21 protein-coding genes and 1 pseudogene are annotated in these 20,451 nt (G+C 47.0%); 14 read left to right on the forward strand and 8 right to left on the reverse strand.

What is annotated here, in order from left to right; translation table 11 throughout:
- Nucleotides 1-142: 142 nt before the first annotated feature.
- On the reverse strand, nucleotides 143-739 hold the full coding sequence (locus tag P364_RS0105725; RefSeq protein ID WP_024629188.1) for a helix-turn-helix domain-containing protein: 597 nt from the start codon (nucleotides 737-739) through the stop codon (nucleotides 143-145).
- Nucleotides 740-1,233: 494 nt separating this feature from the next.
- Here P364_RS0105725 and P364_RS0105730 point away from each other — a divergent pair.
- From P364_RS0105730 to P364_RS0105775, 10 genes and pseudogenes are all read left to right on the forward strand, one after another.
- Nucleotides 1,234-1,575, forward strand: a pseudogene (locus P364_RS0105730) (phage holin family protein); the annotation flags it as partial.
- Nucleotides 1,576-1,857: 282 nt separating this feature from the next.
- On the forward strand, nucleotides 1,858-2,145 hold the full coding sequence (locus tag P364_RS0105735; protein ID WP_024629190.1) for a Dabb family protein: 288 nt from the start codon (nucleotides 1,858-1,860) through the stop codon (nucleotides 2,143-2,145).
- A 173-nt stretch (nucleotides 2,146-2,318) separates the two neighbouring features.
- Nucleotides 2,319-2,780, forward strand: a complete 462-nt coding sequence (locus tag P364_RS0105740; protein WP_024629191.1) for a DUF86 domain-containing protein — start codon at nucleotides 2,319-2,321, stop codon at nucleotides 2,778-2,780.
- An 11-nt stretch (nucleotides 2,781-2,791) separates the two neighbouring features.
- Nucleotides 2,792-3,697 (forward strand): DUF4261 domain-containing protein, encoded by a 906-nt coding sequence (locus P364_RS0105745; protein ID WP_024629192.1) that lies wholly within the window; start codon nucleotides 2,792-2,794, stop codon nucleotides 3,695-3,697.
- Between the two features lie 185 nt (nucleotides 3,698-3,882).
- Nucleotides 3,883-4,278 carry a YtxH domain-containing protein gene (locus P364_RS0105750; protein WP_024629193.1) on the forward strand — a complete coding sequence of 132 codons (396 nt, stop codon included), beginning with the start codon at nucleotides 3,883-3,885 and terminating at the stop codon, nucleotides 4,276-4,278.
- Nucleotides 4,279-4,503: 225 nt separating this feature from the next.
- Nucleotides 4,504-5,313, forward strand: coding sequence for a glutamate racemase (gene racE, locus P364_RS0105755; protein WP_024629194.1), 810 nt, complete (start codon nucleotides 4,504-4,506; stop codon nucleotides 5,311-5,313).
- Between the two features lie 240 nt (nucleotides 5,314-5,553).
- Nucleotides 5,554-6,768: a M14 family zinc carboxypeptidase gene (locus P364_RS0105760; protein WP_442952280.1), complete on the forward strand. Its 1,215-nt coding sequence runs from the start codon at nucleotides 5,554-5,556 to the stop codon at nucleotides 6,766-6,768.
- 233 nt (nucleotides 6,769-7,001) lie between these two features.
- Nucleotides 7,002-7,259: a hypothetical protein gene (locus P364_RS0105765; RefSeq protein WP_024629196.1), complete on the forward strand. Its 258-nt coding sequence runs from the start codon at nucleotides 7,002-7,004 to the stop codon at nucleotides 7,257-7,259.
- Between the two features lie 142 nt (nucleotides 7,260-7,401).
- Nucleotides 7,402-7,704, forward strand: coding sequence for a heme biosynthesis protein HemY (locus tag P364_RS0105770; protein WP_024629197.1), 303 nt, complete (start codon nucleotides 7,402-7,404; stop codon nucleotides 7,702-7,704).
- A 21-nt stretch (nucleotides 7,705-7,725) separates the two neighbouring features.
- The gene (locus tag P364_RS0105775; protein WP_024629198.1) at nucleotides 7,726-7,947 is read left to right on the forward strand and encodes a DUF1450 domain-containing protein; all 222 of its coding nucleotides are present in this window, start codon (nucleotides 7,726-7,728) and stop codon (nucleotides 7,945-7,947) included.
- 98 nt (nucleotides 7,948-8,045) lie between these two features.
- Here the strand turns inward: P364_RS0105775 and P364_RS0105780 are convergent, their stop codons facing one another.
- Nucleotides 8,046-8,447 carry a hypothetical protein gene (locus P364_RS0105780; protein WP_024629199.1) on the reverse strand — a complete coding sequence of 134 codons (402 nt, stop codon included), beginning with the start codon at nucleotides 8,445-8,447 and terminating at the stop codon, nucleotides 8,046-8,048.
- 199 nt (nucleotides 8,448-8,646) lie between these two features.
- On the opposite strand from P364_RS0105780, the gene P364_RS0105785 reads away from it, so the two are divergent.
- Nucleotides 8,647-8,928, forward strand: coding sequence for a hypothetical protein (locus P364_RS0105785; RefSeq protein WP_024629200.1), 282 nt, complete (start codon nucleotides 8,647-8,649; stop codon nucleotides 8,926-8,928).
- 175 nt (nucleotides 8,929-9,103) lie between these two features.
- Nucleotides 9,104-9,934 (forward strand): aldo/keto reductase, encoded by an 831-nt coding sequence (locus P364_RS0105790; protein ID WP_024629201.1) that lies wholly within the window; start codon nucleotides 9,104-9,106, stop codon nucleotides 9,932-9,934.
- Nucleotides 9,935-10,261: 327 nt separating this feature from the next.
- Here the strand turns inward: P364_RS0105790 and P364_RS0105795 are convergent, their stop codons facing one another.
- The 4 genes from P364_RS0105795 to P364_RS0105810 form a co-directional block, all read right to left on the reverse strand.
- Nucleotides 10,262-10,996, reverse strand: coding sequence for a DsbA family oxidoreductase (locus P364_RS0105795; RefSeq protein ID WP_024629202.1), 735 nt, complete (start codon nucleotides 10,994-10,996; stop codon nucleotides 10,262-10,264).
- A 158-nt stretch (nucleotides 10,997-11,154) separates the two neighbouring features.
- Complete coding sequence (locus P364_RS0105800; RefSeq protein WP_029880758.1) at nucleotides 11,155-11,580, reverse strand: cytidine deaminase; 426 nt, start codon at nucleotides 11,578-11,580, stop codon at nucleotides 11,155-11,157.
- Between the two features lie 88 nt (nucleotides 11,581-11,668).
- Entirely contained in the window at nucleotides 11,669-13,669 is a 2,001-nt protein-coding gene (locus P364_RS0105805; protein WP_024629204.1) for an LTA synthase family protein, read from the reverse strand.
- 220 nt (nucleotides 13,670-13,889) lie between these two features.
- The gene (locus tag P364_RS0105810; RefSeq protein WP_024629205.1) at nucleotides 13,890-15,041 is read right to left on the reverse strand and encodes a THUMP domain-containing class I SAM-dependent RNA methyltransferase; all 1,152 of its coding nucleotides are present in this window, start codon (nucleotides 15,039-15,041) and stop codon (nucleotides 13,890-13,892) included.
- A 241-nt stretch (nucleotides 15,042-15,282) separates the two neighbouring features.
- On the opposite strand from P364_RS0105810, the gene P364_RS0105815 reads away from it, so the two are divergent.
- Entirely contained in the window at nucleotides 15,283-15,915 is a 633-nt protein-coding gene (locus P364_RS0105815; RefSeq protein ID WP_024629206.1) for an O-methyltransferase, read from the forward strand.
- A 100-nt stretch (nucleotides 15,916-16,015) separates the two neighbouring features.
- Here the strand turns inward: P364_RS0105815 and P364_RS0105820 are convergent, their stop codons facing one another.
- Entirely contained in the window at nucleotides 16,016-17,227 is a 1,212-nt protein-coding gene (locus tag P364_RS0105820) for an asparaginase (RefSeq protein ID WP_024629207.1), read from the reverse strand.
- 510 nt (nucleotides 17,228-17,737) lie between these two features.
- Between P364_RS0105820 and P364_RS0105825 the strand changes: the two genes are divergently transcribed.
- Nucleotides 17,738-18,943 (forward strand): cytochrome P450, encoded by a 1,206-nt coding sequence (locus P364_RS0105825; protein WP_024629208.1) that lies wholly within the window; start codon nucleotides 17,738-17,740, stop codon nucleotides 18,941-18,943.
- A 111-nt stretch (nucleotides 18,944-19,054) separates the two neighbouring features.
- On the opposite strand, the gene P364_RS0105830 is transcribed toward P364_RS0105825, so the two are convergent.
- Nucleotides 19,055-20,266 (reverse strand): MFS transporter, encoded by a 1,212-nt coding sequence (locus P364_RS0105830; RefSeq protein WP_024629209.1) that lies wholly within the window; start codon nucleotides 20,264-20,266, stop codon nucleotides 19,055-19,057.
- Nucleotides 20,267-20,451: the final 185 nt, after the last annotated feature.

Below are 20,451 nucleotides of genomic sequence, written 5' to 3' on the forward strand. Positions count from 1 at the left end.
CTTATCGCCCCTGAGAGATGATGCTTAGTGCACATGACTTGAGAAATGGTAACCTAATATCACCTGTACGATGAAACTTATACCTTAAAAAGGCTCTGTCTTTCCCAAGAGGGAGGACAGAGCCTTTTGGTTGTTCGCTAATTTAGTTATTGTGGCGATCTTTCAAGATGACATCTGCGAACAAAATAGTTTTCGGGATGCGGAAAAACTGTTCCGCTTGTTCCTGAAACGCAGCAGAAGGCAGCGTTCCCTGATGCAGCCATTTGCGGAAAGTGCCGGGGTGAACCCCGATCCAGTGGCTGACATCTGTCACCGACAAATCATGGACCATACACAAGCCTGTCAGAATACGGTTGCTAACCGGAGAACGGGTCACCGTACGCTTCATGAAACGGGAAGGCTCGGGCTGACAAATGACAGGGCTTTTGCGTACCACTTCTTCGTTAAAAAGAATGTGACGCGGGTAGCCGAGCAATTGACATGCCTTGTCCAAATTGGTACTGCCGGGTATCCGTCCTTCATACACCCACGCGCTGACGCTGCGTGAAGAGATGGATAGATCTTCGGCGAGCTGGGACAACTTGATATCATTGGCCATCAGCACGGCAAGAAGAACACGGTTGCGGATTTGACAGCGTGTCGGTTTTCGGAATCGTTTAACACGGACGCCTTTTCCCAAATATTTACGGTTGATCAGAGACCACGCCTGGATGGAATGTTGTTCTGGTTGATTAGGCATATTTCCTCCGATTTTTTTAACCAAATACTACAATAAGTATGGGGGTACTTTCAAGTGCCGGGTGCACCTGTTTCAAATGAGCCGATGCGTGAATCCGCTCCAAAGGAGGAATTATGAACTAGACCAGACGTAATTCACATCCTAGTATATTCCTAGATTACAATGTTTCACTAAATTTAAGGGATCAAATAGATAATCAATAAAAATAAAATGAGTCTAATTACCTATAAGTGTGACTATAGTACTTTTATCTATTTTTTGTTGATATGATGCGGTTTATTTCCCTGATTTACCCATAAATATTTGATTTCCGTTAAAGGAACCAATTTCCAATGTGCACAAATCTGAAATTAGAAATCCGCTTGTTCAGCCAGGCATGTGGCCTGTCAAAATCTCTTACTCTTACATATCTTGTATAGAGATCAAAATGAGAGGGAGAGGTGAGAAACGTGAATCCATCCGTAAGTACCTTTGCTGCCATTTCAGGGGCGTTCATGACGTTTGCTTTTGGTGGATGGGATCAGCTGCTTAGCTTGCTGGCGGTTGCAATGGCTGTGGATTATATTACGGGTCTCGCTGCTGCAGTCAGAACGGGTAAAGGATTGAATAGTAATGTTGGATTTTGGGGGCTCGCGCGCAAAGGCCTTATGTTGACGGTTATTCTGCTAGCCCACCGAATTGACATGCTCATGGGAACTGACGTTATTAAAGGGGGAGCCATCTACTTTTATCTCGTGAATGAGCTGATATCCATTACCGAAAATTATGCCCGCATCGGGCTTCCGCTGCCTGACAAGCTCAGACAAGCTATAGCAGTGCTCAAAAAGCAGGAGAGTTTGTCTGACCGGGAATGGCCCCAACCACAGCCGAGCTTGGAGGATCAGGAGACAAATGATCAAGCGACGGAAGTTGTCACGGACAAACAGACAGACCCGAGTGAACAGACAGATAATACACCTCAGGAGAAATCAAAGGGCGAATGAAAGCAGCCCCGATTACATTGTCTTTGAAGAGAACGTTTCCAAGTATCCTTTCGTAATAGAGGACGTTATGATATATTTTGGATACAAGAAAATTCATTCATACCAATTATTATACTCAAATGAGGTGCTTGTCTGATGATTAAACATATTGTTCTGTTTAAAATGAAGGATCGTTCTCCTGAAAGTATTGAAGCGGCTGCTACTGTTCTCCGCAATCTGCAAGGGAAAATTGATGTTCTGGTTTCGCTTGAAGTAGGTGTTGACGTGCTTCGTTCGGACAGATCTTTTGACATCTCACTTACAGCAGAGTTTGCATCACTGGAAGATCTTCAGGCATATCAGGTGCATCCATTGCATCAGGAAGTCATCAAGTATATGAACGAGGTCAGAGAGCAGTCGATTGCAGTAGACTACGAAATCTAATCTGTAATTCATTCTACTTTGGATAAAGGGGACTCTGCATGAGCGATTTAAGAGACGTTATGGAATTTTTATATATTTTTGTCGTGTTTCTGATCGCTTGTCCTGTGATGTTATTTTGGCTGAAGCGAAGAGGGAAAAAGAACCGATAATTCACTGAACGGGAAGTGAACATATTGTATTATGTCAACAGGGAACAAATTGCACGCAGGCTTGCTGCCGTACCGGAGGTGGCTGAAGGTCTCCGCCGCGCATCACAGGCTTGGGATGGCAGTCTAATGCTGGGTTTGGTACAGGAACGTTGTCTTCATCTGGCCATTGAGATCGTTACGGATGTGGGGAGTTACCTCATTGACGGCTTCATCATGCGTGATGCGAGCAGCTATGACGACATTATTCAGATTAACCACGAAGAGAAGGTTTTTGATCATGGAACCTATGAGGTGCTTAGTCGCCTCGTATCGTTGCGCAAGCCGCTCGTTCAGGACTATTACAGCTGGGAGCGGTCTGAACTGCACCCGCTGAGCAGTGACTTGCCGGGCGTGCTTGAACATTTTTCCCATCAGGTCCATACCTATGTGGAAAAAGAACTTGGACCTTTCCAGACTGCACAGGCCGAGGGACAGAGCAAGGAATGAGGGGAAGCAGCATGACGAACGAATGGAAAGAAGATCAAGAAGGAAATCATGAAACGAATGACATACCATCCGGATTTCATCCGGTATATATGATTGAGCTGTTATTTCAGGAACGTCCTGTTATAGATCAGGGGCGTTTGCAGGATGCCATGAGCCGTCATACCGGACAAGTCCGGCTTGACGTGAAGCAGGGCAATGCAGAGCATAATCCCGAGATGCTGGTTTTCTACCATCTGGACCATAAGGTTTCTTTTCAGGAAGGTAACATTCCGGCACAGACTTGTGTGCTCCCTGTTACTGAAATTGTAGATCGTGCCCGCTTTGGAGGGGCTTTACAGCAAGCCTGGCACTGGCCAGAAGCAGGACAAGCTATGGAAACGATCCAATATTCCATCCGTCTTCACGATATGTTCACTGCTGCCATGCCGCGCAAACAGCGACTTGAATTGTTCCAAAAGACGATTCAGGCAGTCATGGAAGTGTTGCCTTGCGACGCGTTGTACTGGTACGGCAGTGACAAATTGGTTGAACCAGAAGCTTATATGCTGTCACAGGAGCGTGAGGAACATCTATACGCTGCGATGAATGTGCGCATGTATCAGGCTGGAGGTACGGAGGAACAGCGTCAGCTGGTAATGGACACGGTGGGATTGTCGGCACTTGGTGTGCCTGATGTACAGTGTCATTTCATTGGACTAGATCCGGATACGGTAGCCCAGACATTACTGGGTGCCGCCTATTACATATTTGATCAGGGAGATGTTCTGCAAGATGGACAGACGCTGGGATCTTCCGGCGGACGACGCTGGCGTTGTGAGCATCAGGCGGCGATGATTGCACCGGGACGATATGTAATTGATCTGGACCCGGGGGATGAACATGCGGCTGCTCCGCTTGAGCCGGCCCGGCAAACCTGAGGCGTATCACTATAACGTCAGCAGGTGCTGGAACGGTATCCAAAATTTTTTTGGTATCCGAGTGTCAGGTCAAGCCCTTGCTGCTTATACTGCATCAACAGAGTAGGCATTCGCCCGGATTGACGAGCAACAGTCCGTTGCTTGGTTATTCGGTACTTCATTTAAGGTAAAGGGAGAGATGCGACGTGAAGGATTCTAACAAAAGTTTGTTGTGGGGAGCATTAATCGGCTCGGTTGTAGGTTCAGTGACAGCTTTGCTGCTGGCGCCAAAATCAGGACGCGAACTGCGTCAAGATATTTCGGAAGGTGCACGTCAGGTGAGTGAGAAGGGTCAGGAATTGGCTAGCAAGGTAGGCGAACAAAGCGCACTGATCGTATCCAAAGTAAAAGAGACGGCGGATGTCGTTATCCAGGATATTCAATCCTGGGGCAATTGCGCTGAAGGTAAAGAAGTGCGCGTATCCGCAGTTATTACGGATTCCGATTCTTCAATTGATTCAGCTGGGGACAATGCAGGGAATGAGTCGGGTATTGAAGTCATCGCGAAGCTTCCTGCTGATGATTCGAAAGACAACATCTAAAGCTAAGCTTGAACGTGAGCAGGCTTTCCTCCATCTGGAGGGGGGCCTGTTTTGTTGTGCGTGGTCGTACAGGACCTGTACAATACGGCATTTTGTTTGAACCCTGCGATGAAATCGGGTAAGATGTAGGTACCTTTTTGCCTGAAAATTCATACGGTAGGAAGAAAGCTCTGGGAACCAATTTGTTAACAGAACCAATTCAATAAAGAAGGAAGCGGTGTGTTCGTGCAGCAAGCAATCGCTATATTAGACTCCGGTGTAGGGGGATTGACTGTCGCCAAGGAAGTGATGCGTCAGCTCCCACGGGAAAAGATCATATATTTTGGAGATACCGCCCGAACACCGTACGGACCCCGTTCGTCCGAACAAGTTAAACAATTCACGGAACAAATCGTTGATTTCTTGATCCAGTTCGATCCGAAGGTTATCGTTATCGCCTGCAATACGGCTACGGCAGCAGCGCTCGACTATATTCGAGCCAAGGTGAATGTGCCTGTTATCGGTGTCATTCATCCAGGAGCACGAGCAGCCATCACAGCCACACGCACAGGACGCATTGGTGTCATTGGCACTGTAGGAACGATTGGAAGTGGTGCATATACCTCTGCACTCAAACAATTATCTCCATACATTGATGTGGTCAGTCAGGCTTGTCCGGCACTTGTGCCGCTGGTGGAGCAAGGCGAATTCCGTTCCGAGCAAACGACAAGTACGGTGAAGCAATCTTTGGGCCAGATTAAACAACAGCCAATTGATTGTCTTATTCTGGGTTGTACGCACTATCCTTTTCTCATGGAAACCATTCAGGAGGTTATGGGACAGGAAGTGAAGCTGATCAGTTCGGCAGATGAAACGGCGAGGGAAATCAGTACGATTTTGTATGATAAACGAAAGCTGGCCAGTGGGGATGAGACGCCGGTACATCAGTTTTTTTGCACAGGGGACCCACGCATGTTCCAGAATATTACCCGCCAATGGTTGGGAGAACAAATCTCCAAAACACCAGTTGTATGGCAGGTTACGCAATTATCATAGCGATTTTTTGATTTCTATGGCCTATAAGAATCCCGGAACCTAAGCGTTCCGGGATTTTTTTGTTCGGATAGAAATTAGAAGAGCTTCGGAAGATCAGCACGTTTTTCTTATGTTGGCGGGATTTGCACGATTCATGTCACATGACGGACAACCAGCTCCGCATACATATTACATACAGTATGGACACAGGCCAGAAAAGAACAGGAGATTACAACGTTTCCTAAGGGGAAGGAGATCAACATGGAGCTGCAATGGATCATTGTTCATCAGGGAGATACCTTATCGCGTATTGCGGCAGCAAATCATATGACCAAAGAGCTGCTGGCCGCTCTTAATCCGGAAGCAGCGTCCCAGCCCTATTTGCTGACAGGACAGATGCTGCGCATTACGCCGGGAACAGGACGCAGATATGCAGTGCAGCAAGGGGAGAAGGTAGGCGTGATTGCATTACGTTTTGGACTGAGTGAAGAAGAATTGCGAAAGGCCAATCCGGAAATAACGAACATTCCGGACTGGTGCGGACGATGTATTCATATTCCCGATTCAAATGGAAAAACTATCGTAAAGTTGCAGGGAGAGTATGGTTACCGTGAAATGAACCGTGATATCGGTTTGTTGGAAAAGAAGTATCCATTTATCGAAAGTGGCTCGATTGGCAGCAGTGTCATGGGCAAGGCTTTGCCTTACCTTCGTTTGGGTCAAGGATCCAGACATATTCATGTCAACGCCTCTGTTCATGCGAATGAGTGGCTGACAACGGCGGTTCTGATGCGGTTCATTGAAGAATATGCGAAAGCCTACAGCACGAATACGCCATGGCATCAATTTCAGACGGAGCGATGGATGCAGGAAACCACGCTTTGGGCTGTACCGATGGTCAATCCGGATGGAGTTGAATTGGTGCAAGAGGGTGTAGTTAATGACCATCCCCATGCAGAAGAATTGCTGGAATGGAATGCCGGTCGCTCCCATTTTACGCATTGGAAGTCCAATATCAGGGGAGTAGACCTTAACGATCAATTCCCGGCTTATTGGGAGGAAGAGGCAGCTAGAAGAGGGATAACGTCCCCAGGGCCAAGAGATTATGCGGGAGTCGCTCCCTTATCGGAACCGGAGGCGTTGGCACTTGCACAGTGGACCGAGCAGCATTCATTCGATGCTGTCGTCTCACTGCACAGTCAGGGGCAGGAAATTTATTGGAACTACCGAGATTTGGAGCCAAAGGAGAGTGCTCCGCTGTCGCGCAGACTGGCAAGGGCTTCAGGATACAAGGCAGTCAAGCTGGGTGGGAGCGATGCAGGATACAAAGACTGGTTCATTCAGAAGTTTCGGAAGCCTGGTTTCACGGTGGAAGTGGGTCTGGGGGTAAACCCGCTCCCCATGGATCAATTTGATGATATTTGCGTGGAGGTTGGTATGCTTTTGGCTGAATTATTATCAGATCGAGAGCACTAACAGGGAAGAGCAAGAATCCATATAACCTGACTTCACATAATTTGGATGGGAAGACATGAAACTTACGGGTTGTCCACTCGTATAACAGGAACGGGCGCTGTTACCGGCGTTCGTTTTTTTATCTGTAAGTTGCATGATTCGTTCCGAATCGTTCTGGAGCGGGTAATAATGGGTGTGACGATCACGTGTATTCGTTTTATTTTTTGGTGTAATAATCATACGGAGGGGTTCATATGAAGTGGAGAAGACTGCTGTCGTTCAAACGATGGACACAAGTATTCAAACGGCTGCCGCGTCTGTTGCGGGCTCCGCAAATCCCTTTGGGAGAGAAGCTGCTTTTTATCATCCCGGCGCTGCTCTACTGGATTCTTCCAGACGTGATGCCGTTTATGCCTATAGATGATATTGGTGTCACGCTGCTGCTGATGAACTGGTTTGTAAGTCGTGCGGAGCGCAAATATCCGGTGCTTACAGCGGATACGTCGTCTTAACTAATGACGAAATGGTTGGTATTCCCATCGATTTTGCATCAATGTTATTGCGGAACGCGGTAACTTTCTTTACAATAGATGCTGGAGTTTAGAAATGCTGAAATTGTTGGAACCAGCAATTACGATATAGGAGATGAATGGAATGAATTGCAAAATTACACGTAATGCCGCAAAAGTATTGAAACTTGAACTGGACAAGCATGAGAACGAAGGTAAATTGCTGCGCGTTGTAATCACACATGCGCATGGAGATCATGCCCACTACGGACTTGATATTGATACGCCAAAAGAAAACGATACGGTCGTATCTACGGATAAAGAGATTGACGTCATTCTTGAGAATGACCAACCTTTGCTGGATGGCGTTAAAATTGATTACCTCTACTTCCCTGAAGAAGGCTTCGTTATTACGAACCCATCCAAGGGCAACCACGGCGACCACTAAGGGAGCGAAGAAGGGGAAATCATGGCTAACGATATCCGCGTATGCGAAAAATGTAATCATATCAGACTAAAATCGATTGTAGCCAAGTTGGAGAAAATGGCTCCGGATACGGAGATCAAGATTGGTTGCAAATCGTATTGCGGTCCTTGCGCGAAGCGTGCTTTTGTCTTCATCAACGGTCGGTATATCAGTGCTCCGTCAGAAGAAGAAGTGCTTGCGAAAGTAGCGAAATTCGTGAAGTAATTGTATGGGAATGCAGTGGGCAGAGCAAACTTGTCCACGAGGGTAAAGAGAGGCCGTGGCCTCTCTTTTTTTTAGTTGTGATTGGACAAGGCACAGGATTAAAAGGTGAAGCCGGGCATCATTTCAACAATCTCAAAGGTATCCTCTTGAAATTCAATGGCGATGATCGTATCGCTTTTTTTCAAAAAATGAACATGACCCAGGCGCTCTTCCTCCAACTCAACCCATCCCGCTTCGGATAACTTCTCAAAATAATCGGATGGTACATATAACCCCTGTTCTCCTCCAATATGTTTCAATTCATATTTAATGCCTTCTTTATAGTTTGGATTGTCTGAATATGCCGTTAGGCTGAGCTGCTTTGCATTCACGGGAACCGGAATTTCGTTATTAATGGAGGAGCCTGTATATCCCGTTATTTCATACGTCGAAGCTGTTGTACAGCCACTGATCAGTAGCAATAAAGGTACCAGAATGAAAAGAAACCAAAAGTTTTTCAAAACCAAACCTCCTTGTAAAAAAAGGTACTTATCAAATAAACGCAGCAAACCCGGAAAAGGTTATACATAATTGATATTCATATTTAATTTGGGGAAAAGCGAAGCAATCCGTCATTGTTTCAGCAAAACAAGAATAAGGAAGGCCGATGTAAACCATCTTAAAGGGGTAACAGGAACATGATCCCAAGGAGGAATACTCATGCCGAAGCGTTATGATTCCAGTTTGCAAGCCGATACAACTGTATCCCAGGCACAGAATGCAGTGAACAAACTTCATTTTGCCGTTTCCCAGGCAATGTCACATCCAACGGAACAGACCATTGAACAGGCAGAACGCCGTTTGGCGCATACCGAGCAGGCCATGCGTCAAGCCGAACTTTCGCTTGGAGGTCAGGGCGTTGAGCTGGCAGAAGAGATGTTCATTGAGGAGAAGAGAAGATTAAACTCGATCCAGAGTCAGAATGGGCAAGGGGATCTATAGGCGTTCCTGTCACACCAGAACCCGCAGAGCAGCAGTGCTTTGCGGGTTATTCATGTCTTTTTTTGAATGGTCCAGAGAAAGGGATCTCAGCCAAACTGTATGTAACATGCCGCTTAAAATTTTACGAGAAGGTTAATAGACCAAGAGCAGGCAAATTTCACACAGGAGGTACAAAATGACAAAACATATTACAGATTGTACGATTCTGAACAACGGCGTGACGATGCCATGGCTGGGATTTGGGACCTATAGAGCAAAAGGCAAAGAAGTACAGCAAGCGGTGGAGACCGCATTGGAAGTCGGATATCGGAGCATTGATACGGCGTCCGTTTATGGAAATGAAGAGGAAGTTGGACAAGCTATTGCGAGCAGCGGTATCGCCCGGAATGAGCTGTTTGTGACAACCAAGCTGTGGAATGAGGATCAAGGGTTTGATTCGACCTTAAGAGCATTTGAGGCCAGTCAGAAGGCGCTTGGATTGAATGTCATTGATCTATACTTAATTCACTGGCCTGGCAGAGACCAGTATAAGGAGACGTGGAGAGCATTCGAACGTCTATATAGCGAAGGAAGCGTACGTGCCATTGGTGTAAGTAATTTCGAAGTACACCATCTGCGCGATATCATAGATGAAGGTGGAACGGTGCCTGCGGTGAATCAGGTGGAACTGCATCCAGGTCTGATTCAACAGGAGCTGCAGGATTTCTGTGGGGAACAGGGCATTCAACTGGAGGCATGGAGCCCGATTATGAGAGGCAAGCTGAACAAGGAATCGGCTTTGAAAAGTCTGGCCCAGAAATATGGAAAAACACCGGCACAGGTTATTCTGCGCTGGGATATTCAGAACCAGATTGTGACGATTCCGAAGTCGGTTACGCCTGAGCGAATTCGCGAGAATGCGGACATCTTTGATTTTGAATTGACTCCGGATGAGCTGAAACTGATCGATGCGCTGGATTCGGACAAGCGGACGGGACCGCACCCGGATCAGCTGTTTTGGGATTGAGCATGCAGCTCGATTCCAAAATAAGTGTTTGATGAGCTGCGTATAGTTGTTCCGGTTACGGATCGTTCTTCGTGATATAAAATGAAAGCATAATCCTTTACACTAGGCCACTACGTGTGCAGAACAATCTTTCGATCGCCGTTATCCCCGGATTTTTGGAATTCCCTTTCGCAAAGGGTGAAATCCAGTGATAAATGCGAGCGCTCCGCTTCTCCAGATTTGTTCTGCCCTCTCCGTTATAGTGTAAATTATGAGTTCATCTTATGTGGATGGATTTTAAAAAAAGCAGCAGGATCAGGGATAACCCTTGATCCTGCTGCTTTTGTGTTATTTGGATTGATCCGGTTGCGGAACCTCGCAGCCGTCTTCCGTGCATACTCCGCTGCCATCTGCGTCAGTGGTGCTGGACTCCACCATGGTGAAAGGGGAGCGTTCGTCCCATGCTTTCTGGATAGCGTCAAGGAACACCTCATCCGGTTGAGCGCCAGATACAGCGAACTTACGGTCAAATACGAAGAAAGGTACACCCCGAATGCCCAACTGCTCACCTTCGGCCTGGTCGGCACGAACCTGTTCTGCGAATTGATTGCTCGACAATACTTCTGCTGCTGCATTGCGATCCAGACCCACTTCTTCAGCCAACTCGATCAGGACATCGGTATTGCCGACATGTTTACCTTCGATGAATATTGCTTGAAACAGTCGTTCGCTCAGCTCAAGCATTTTCCCTTGGGTTTCTGCCCAATGGGTCAGGCGGTGAGCAGAGAAGGAGTTGGTAGGGATCATCTCATCAATGTTGTATTCCAGTCCAGCCGTGCGAGCATTGGCATTCATCTGGGCATTCATGCCACGTGCTTGCTCCACACTCATATTGTATTTGGTAGCCAGATATTCTGCGTTGGTTTTGCCGCTGTTCAATTCAGCATTTGGATCGAGTTCAAAACTTTTGAACTGTAATTTCACTTCATCACGGTGTGGGAATTGTGCCAGTACATTCTCCAGACGACGTTTGCCAATATAACAGAAAGGACACATAAAGTCGGACCATATTTCAATATTCATTCATTAAAACCCCCATCATTTATAAATGAAACCAATACAGTTACAATTATATAGCGACTTTCTAACATTCGCAAGGTCGTGGTTATAGCCAGCCACCCAAAAAAGAAAGTGCTGAAGCGTGCAACGGATTGCAGCCTCAACACTTATCGTTTAACTTCCTACTTATCCCGGTATGCCTTGGTCCAATGATAAGGCTGGATTTCGTCCAATCTCTTGTATATTATAGCTCCATCCGGATCGTACACGGCAGCCTTTACATCTTCTCCCCAGAAAAACAATCGTTCCTGGCACACACCGCAAGGGGTGAGAACCTTGAATTCCGAGTGCTCATCGTCGCGTGCCACACAGATTGAGTGGGTGACCCGCTCGTTTAATTTGTGGGCTTCCAGATAGGCTCCAGTTTCCATACACAGGTGCGTGGCGTCATTAATTACTTCTGGAGCTACGCTAATTAAGAGAGAACCTGCTTCGGTATATACAGCAGCAGCGCCGCCCCACCCTTGGGGGTAGCGATGTTTGACAAAGTTTGCAGCTTCTTCAAATAGCCTTTGTTCAATATTGAATGGGATTGGTTGTGCTGTCATGGTCATGCATTAGCTCCATTTCATTGTAGTGTCGGGTTAAATTCTAATATGAAGTATACAGTTACGTCAGCGTGCCTTTCCGTATCTGTTAGGATGCGGATTTAGACGTTTGCTCCTTGCGAAAACGTGAGATCAGGTCAAACGTGTTGACTGTATCTGACACATGCAGTCGCATTGTCGCTTCATCGTAACCAGATCGACAAGCATTAATATCTGTTTTGGCGCCCGTAGACAGATCGTAACAGGAGCCACTGTCATACAGGTAATCATCTGAAGGGATATAGAAGAAGGAGCTATCAGTGAACGCACCACTGCGCAATACCACCATGCGGGAGGAACCGTCGTACACATCGTTGCCCATATGGTAGTAGGATTGATCTGATATACCGAGCAGATGTAGAACGGAAGGTGTAATATCCAGCTGTCCTGCTGGCTCGTCAATCGTTCCGGCTTCGGCTCCGTCGGGAAGATGCACCAGCAAAGGCACTTCGTTCATAATTTGCTCCATATCCAGATCGTTCAGCGAGCGTCCGAGAAATTTCTCATATTGTGGTTGTTCCTTAATGGAATTATCGTGATCCCCATAGAACATGAAGATCGTTTTGTCCCACAACCCCCGATTTTTCAGGTCTTCCACCATGCTGCCGAGCGCGGAATCCACGTAATGTACGGATTGCAGATAGTTTCCAAACATCGTTCCTTGGAATTCCCCGACATCCAGCTGTTGTTTATCTTGGGGTAACGCGTATGGATGATGACTGGTCAGTGTAATCAGGAATGAATAGAACGGCTCAGTAACCTCATTGCTCATTTTCTCAACCGATTGGCGGAAAAAGGACTCATCCGACAGGGACCAGCCAAGCGGGTCATCCTGTTCATAATCATTTTTACTGTAAAACTTGTCATACTTCATATTCTGATACATCGTATAGCGATTCCAAAATCCGCTCTCATAGGCATGAAATACATTGGTACTGTAACCGTGATCCTTCAATATAGAAGGCAGAGAATCATAGCTGTGGTCTGCGTAACGGACAAAAGCGGACCCGACCGACAGTGGATGCATCGAAATATTCGCCCCAAAGTCAGCATCTGATGTACGGCCCTGACCTGTCTGGTGATAAAAATGACTGTAGTACTGGCTTTCCTTCATCAGCTCGTTAAAATGAGGCGTGATTTCCTGACCGCCAATGCTCTGACCAATCATGAAATTCATGAAAGCTTCGCCTTGAACAATGATGACATTGCTGTCTTTGTACTTGCCGAACATCGCATCCTTCAGAGGCTCAGCCTGTTGTCTGTTGGCAAAAAAAGCTTTCGCCTGCTCCAGATCTGTAGGATCGACCTTTGGACCAGAGCCCAGATGGTCTTTGGCGTAGTTATATAGATCATAGCCATGAAAAGCAAGAAGTCCAGTAACGTTATACATGGACACGTTCCACCAGTTGTTATCAAACAAGCCTTTCGCCCAAGTTTTACTATAATAATAAATCGGACCTACCGCGAGCCCAAGACCCAATATTAGAGCAATGCTGCCCGCAGTGAGTCGACGACGTAAGCTTGGTTTGCCAGAGCTTGACGAGTAAGAGTTCAATCCACTCGTATATGCGCTGGGGCGTCCACCACGGCGGTGATGTTTACTGAATAGCAGGATCGCTGCGTATGGGATGATCACAAGCCAATCAACAAAGAACCACAGATCACTGGCGTGGATGAGCGTGGCAATACTATCACCCAGAGCATCGACCTGTCTGGCTTGCATCAACACAGGAATCGTCAGAAAATCCTGAAAGTAGCGATAATAAACCATATCGGCATAGATCAGTGCAGTAAGCAGCAGATGGATTACAACGAGCGATAGGATCATGCCCCGGCGAGGCAGCCACCAGGTCCAGAAGGACAGAAGCAGCAGCGAACCGATGGCAATTACTTTGTCCAGAAGCCCCATCGTGATGTTGTAGGCATGCAGATTGTGATGGAGCCACATTAATTTGAGTAGCATGAGTACAAGAAAAATAAGATATAACGTAAGTGGATGATTCAGAAGCCCGCGCGGCGTAAGGCTGCGTGTTGGCTTAGTGACAAACATATATGTCTCCTCCCAGATGAATGGTTTTGTTTTGTTAACGGAATGTAAAAATAGGGCTCCATCCATTATAGCGTGGTGTCATGGCTTTTCAACTATGCCCAGGGGAGAAATGCTTCATACGGAAGCAGCATCACCAAGATCAATTCTATGTCTCCTGGAATACATACAAAAAAAGCGCCCCTGCCGTGGAAGGCAAGAGCACTCTATCATGACAATGGTATTATTGTTGTGGTGTTTTATTTCGTGGCGGCAGTGGGCCCAAATACTGATAATATTGGGTTTCAATACGTCCATTGAACAACTTACGACGTTTGTCTGCCTTGTGGCCGAAGTCATCCTCGAACGATTTGGTCGACGTGATGGCAAAAAAGGACCATGTCGGCATTTCGAGGTAACTGCGCCCTAAAGAACGAAGCAGCTTCTGCACTTCTTTCTCTTCACTCAAACGTTCACCATATGGAGGGTTGGTAATAATGACACCATATTCACCCTGTGGTCTTGCACGATGAGCGGGCAGGACGCTGACTTCAATATCTTTGGCGAAGCCGGCACTCTTGATTGCTGCCTGTGCAATTTCAATGGCTTCTGGATCGATGTCGCTGCCCGAGATTTGCAATGGAATATCGTCGCGAACCGCGTCAAATGCTTCTTCGCGCGCTTTCTCCCAAAGCTCTTCAGGAATGACAGCCCAGTTCTCGGAGTTAAAGGTGCGACGCAGTCCTGGTGCAATGTTCCAGCCAATCATGGCGGCTTCAATCAGCATGGTACCTGATCCGCAGCATGGATCATAGAAGGGGCGGGATACATTCCAGCGACTGAGCTGAATAAGCGCCGCAGCAAGTGTTTCTTTAAGCGGAGCTTCGGTTACCAGTTTACGATAACCCCGTTTGTGCAGCCCGGGTCCGGTTGTATCTAAAGTAAGCAGGGCGCGATCGTTCAACAGAATGACCTCAATCACATAACGAGATCCATCCTCTGGGAACCACTCCGTGTCATAAGTCAGCTTCAGTTTCTCTACAATTGCTTTCTTCACGATCCCTTGTGAAGCCGGCACGCTGCTTAGCTGAGATTTGTGGGAGCGACCTTCAACCGGAAATTCGCCATCGGCTGGAATCCAATCCTCCCAAGGTAATGCTTTGGTACCTTCAAACAATTCATCGAATGTTGTAGCAGGGAATTCACCCATTTTGACCAAAACGCGATCCGAACTTCTTAGCCACAGATTACACCGGCAAATATCAATATAATCTCCAGTGAAGTAAACCCGTCCATTGTCGATCGTAGCATCCTCATACCCCAGTTGTTTCAGTTCCCGGGCGACAACAGCCTCGAGTCCCATCGCCGAGGTCGCGATCAATTGCAATTGAGCCATGTGATTCATTTCAACTCCATTTCAAGCCGGAGAAGGGAACTCCTTCTCTCCGCTGTATAGTAACGGTGCGGCCTTGCCGCTTTCCGTGAAAAAACTTACAATGAGAAATGCGGTGAGCTTATGCATTCATCTCTTAGAGGTGATGCGGCAGTCAACCGCCTGTGTTTGACAACAAACATTTATTATAGAACATTGGCATCCATATGGAAAGCAGACCAAGTGTCCAAGGAGGATTTTAGCGGTGAATCTGACCCCTGACGAATATGTAAATCAATTATTTCAAGAGGATGATCTCTTGTTAAAGGTAAAAGAAGCCATCCGATCGAACGGCATGCCGGAAGTTTCGGTGGCAGCGGCCTACGGGCGTTTACTCACTTTTCTCGCGAAAACTTCGAAAGCGGAAGCCGTACTCGAAATCGGTGTGCTGGGCGGATACAGCGGTATCTGTCTTGCTCGCGGTTTAAGTGATGGAGGAACCCTGACTTCGCTGGAACTGAAAGAGGAATACGCAGCGATGGCTCGGGGCCATCTGGAGGAAGGTGGCTTTGGTGATAAGGTCGAATATCGAATTGGACCCGCAGCCGACAGTCTGGAGCAACTGGCGCACGAAGGACGTACCTTCGATTTCTTCTTCATTGATGCGGACAAGGAGAATTATCCCGTTTATCTGGATTATGCCATTAAGCTCGCGCGGCCAGGGGCGGTCATTGTGGGAGATAACTGTTTCCTGCGCGGTCGTACGCTGAATCCGGATAAGCAAGGCCCGGCTGTGCTTGCTGTTCGTCGCTTCAATGAGCAGATGGCAAGTGATCCGCGCCTTGTAACGACCATGCTGCCGGATTATGATGGTCTGGCTCTGGCCTGGGTGAAGTAAACAAGTTCGGATTAAAAAAACAAGAGACGATCATCCCTTGATTAACAGGGAATGTGTCGTCTCTTGTATTATTTTTCAGAATATAAAGGATGAGATCTTCTTAAACTTCCGGCGTACCGTAAGTCTCGAACCATTTTTTGATTGTATCGAAATCATCGCTGAAGGATAACCCGAGCATGAGCAAAATGCGTGCTTGTTGAGGACTGAGGTTGTCACCAGCGATAACGCCTTTACCTCCGCCATATACACTGCCTGAACCTGTCCGCGTGGTCGTTACGAAGATTACGCCATCCTCCACTGCTTTAGTACGTGCTTGGCCCATGGCTTTCGAAATCCCGCCTGCTCCAGTACCGGACGTTACGATTCCTTTGGCTCCACCACGAACAAATCCTTCAATGGCTTCTCCACCAGCTTCCTGATAGGAAACCGCAATTTCCACTTTGGCGAGATCTGCCTTCGTGATTTTGCTCAGATCAAATGCCGGCTTCAATGTACCTTCAGGCTTCAAGGCGCGTGCAGGAGCACGGTAAATTCGAATATTTTCTTCATCAATATAACCTACTGCACCAAGCATCGGAGTTTCGAACGTATCTGTTCGATAATCATTCGTTTTGGTCACTCCGCGTGCCAGTTGAATGGTATCGTTCAACATCAGCACGGTCCCAAATGAAGTGGTGCGTCCGCTGCCTGCGAGCTTGATGGCGTTGTACAGATTGGCTTGTGCATCCGAGCCGATAACCGTCCAAGGGCGCATGGACCCTGTAATGACGACAGGTTTATCACTTTGTACAGTCATGTCAAGGAAGTAGGCGATCTCCTCCATGGTATCTGTACCGGTGGTAACTACAACGCTGTCATATTGAGCTAGAGCCTTGTCTACTGTCTGTGACAGGTCATAGAGATCAGCCATAGTATAAGATCCTGAACCTGAATTTCCGAATTGGAGTGTGCTAACATCTGCAATCTTCTGTTTGTCCGGTAAGGCGTCGACCATTTCCCCGATCGGGAGTGTACCCGCCTTATAGTTCTGGAAGCTGGTCGCATCCTCGGATTGACCTGCGATCGTACCACCCGTTCCAATGACCAGAACATTAGGCAGAGCGGATTGTTTGAACGAATCCGATAGAGCAGGGATGGTCGTATTGCGAGCCGGAGTGGATGATGTGGTCTGAACTGCACTGGTTGTACCGCTCACTTCTACCGTAGCTGCCTGAGCAGCATAGGTTCCGATTGGGGACAGGGAGATGGTTAGAGCTGTCAAAGCAGCTGTGCTCCATACAGCCCAAGGACGAAGATTTGAAGTTTTTTTCATGAATAGCACTCTCCTTCAGGTTAGTTTCGTGTGATGTTTGATGAGGGTAATATGTATATGAATTAAAACAATTGTATTTCATGTTAAATAATATGACAATAATAGATATAGATAGAGTAATCGGTTACATTGATAGATATGTAGAGTATATAGCTTGTTTATAAGGCTTTATGGATAAATATAAGAAGGGGTATAAAGAGAAATAGCTATATAAAATCATATTTAAAATAGTTTTGTGTCATATTTCATTACATATGAGTCTTTTGTCCTGATAGAATTTAGACAGGTTTTTGGGGAAAGTGTTGCAGGGGCGTGCATAGCAGAAGTGATCTTATACAAAACGGATATCGGACCGAATAAGTTAGCAAAACTTGGCGATTTTTGTAATGCGTTCTAGGAAAAGAGGCTCAATTATTGCCAAATATTTGTATGGACTTAGCGTTGAGTCTATAATATATGGTGATTTCAATATGTAAATAAATATATATATTAATGATTGGAGGAGAAACGATGAACCGAGCACCGAGAAAGTATGCCAATTACATTCCGATCCGGGAACTGGAAGGGGTGGAACAACAATTATCTCCCTTCCAGGTGTACGCTGAGCTTCGTGACAACACTCCAGTCCGCTATGACAACCATCGAGAATGCTGGGATGTTTTCGGCTATGATGATGTGCAATATGTGTTGAAAAACCCCAAACTGTTTTCTTCTGAACGTGATCGTGCTAACGCCAGTATGCTCACTACCGATCCGCCGAAGCACAAGCAACTGCGGGATCTGGTTAATCAGGCTTTTACACCAAAAGCAATCGAAGCATTGGCTCCGCGTATTCAGGAAATTGCGGATGAGTTACTGACTCCACATTTTTCAGGAGGTCGTATGCGGCTTATCGACGATCTTGCCACTCCGCTTCCGGTCATTGTGATCGCTGAATTGATTGGAGTCCCTACCGCAGATCGCCAGAAGTTCAAAGACTGGTCTGATGCACTGGTGAAGGGTGCGCGGGATGATAGTGATGAAGCTTTCCAGGAGTTGATGGAAGAAAAGAGACGGAATCAACAGGAACTGGCGAGCTACTTCACGGCCATCATGGAAGAAAGACGTCAGCAACCAAAGGATGATCTGATCTCTTTGCTGCTGGCTGCGGAGATTGAAGGGGAGAAGCTAACCGCAGAGGAAGTGGTCGGGTTTTGCATATTATTACTTGCTGCTGGCAATGAAACGACGACCAATCTGATTACCAATGCCGTACGTATTCTGTCAGAAAAGCCTGAGCTTCAGCAGCAGCTGCGAGAGCACCCTGAACTTATTCCCTCTGCGGTAGAGGAAACATTACGCTATTATCCGCCGATTGTGGCTATTGGGCGTATTGCCAAAGAAAACGTAGAATTGAACGGACAACCAATCCAGGCAGGGGAACAGGTGATATCCTGGGTGGGATCGGCCAACCGGGACAGCGCTAAATTTGAACAGGCAGAGGAGTTTGTGCCTGACCGCAAGCCGAACAGACATATGGGTTTTGGGTTTGGCATTCACTTTTGTCTTGGTGCGCCGCTTGCACGACTTGAAGCTAGGGTTGTTCTTGAGACGATGCTGCGGCAAATGGAAGATATACAGTTGGAGCCGGGAACCGTTTTGCAGCCGATACAAAGTGCCTTTGTATTTGGTGTGAAAGAATACCCAATTCAATTCGCAAGCCATCAGAGTCAATGAATCAACGTTGAGGTTTGGTCCAATTGAACAAAAAATGCCAAAAGCCGCTTTCATTGCCCAATGGGCGTTGAAAGCGGCTTTTTAAGAACAAATATCTTTTAGATCGAAGCTTTAGGATTCTCTGATCAGAGGAGGTTTTTTGTACAGTTTGAGTCTCACCCACACCATGTTGAGCAACAACAGTCCACCGGAAACGATGAACAGTCCTTCGATGCCAATAAACCCGGCCATAAAACCGCCGATTACAGCTCCAAGCATGTTACCCAGCGCAAGTGTGCTCGTATTAAAGCTGAACGCCCGGCTAATCATGCTATCTGGCGTATAGGAGCGAATGAGCGCGTTGACACTTGGAAGCAGTCCACCCATGAACACACCCATCATGAACCGGATGATGATGAGCTGCCATACCGTCTGCACGAAAGCTTGAGGTATAAGCATAAGCCCGGTCCCTATAAGAGAGAACGTAAGTATCTTGTGTGAACCTACCCTGTCACTGAGCTTCCCAAGAATGGGGGACATGGCCATGTTGGAAAGTCCCGTGACTGCGCCGACAACTCCAGCCCAGAAGGCGACGTTCACATCCGAACCGTGTAATTTCTGTACATACAGCGGCAAGAGTGACATCGGGCTGATCATGGCAAATTGCAACAGGAACGTTACAGCGAACAACGCAGGTAACTGGGGTGACTTGTTGAGTTCCTTCAAACCGGACAATACGGATTGTTCCGGCAGTTTGGCCGCTTCCTTGCGGTCAAATTTCTCTCGGACCAGGAACATGGCAAGCATTGAAGCCACGAAGATCAGTCCGCCTGTAATATAGAAGATAGGGCGGAAGCCCACTGCATCAGCCAGTAAACCACCGATCAGCGGACCCAGAATTGTACCAGCCACCTGACCGGACTGGCTGATACCCATGGCGAAACCCATTCGATCCTTCGGCGTTGTACCCGAGATTAACGAAACCGCTGCTGGGTTGAAACCAGAGATCGTACCGTTGAGCAGTCTTAATAAAAGGAGCTGCCATGGGCTCTGTGCAAAACCCATCAGGGCGATAACGATCGCCATCCCGAATCCGGAACGCAGCAGCATAATTTTTCGGCCGTATTTGTCAGACAATTTGCCCCACAAGGGCTGGAACAAAAATGAGGTGAGGAAGTTGGCTGCAAATATAAATCCCGCCCATATGCCAATTTCATGCTCACCAACCACGCCAAGATCCTTGGCGAGATAAAGGGACAAAAACGGGGTGATCATGGTCATGCCCGAGTTGACCAGAAATTGTCCGAACCAAAGCACAATGAGGTTTACTTTCCACGTTTTCAAAGTGCTTTCACTTCCTTTCCGATCGTTTCTGCAACGTTTCAAAAAAACACGATTCTTTCATTATAACATAATTGGCATATGGATGAGGGGATGTAAGGAATGTCATAGTATTGTCATCGGAACAGATCGACACGTGGTTGTTACCGCTCTTCAAAAAGGGCATAATGTTATTTATGAGTCCAAAA

Origin of the sequence: Paenibacillus sp. MAEPY2 (assembly GCF_000499205.1) — a bacterium.
Lineage (GTDB): Bacteria > Bacillota > Bacilli > Paenibacillales > Paenibacillaceae > Paenibacillus > Paenibacillus vandeheii.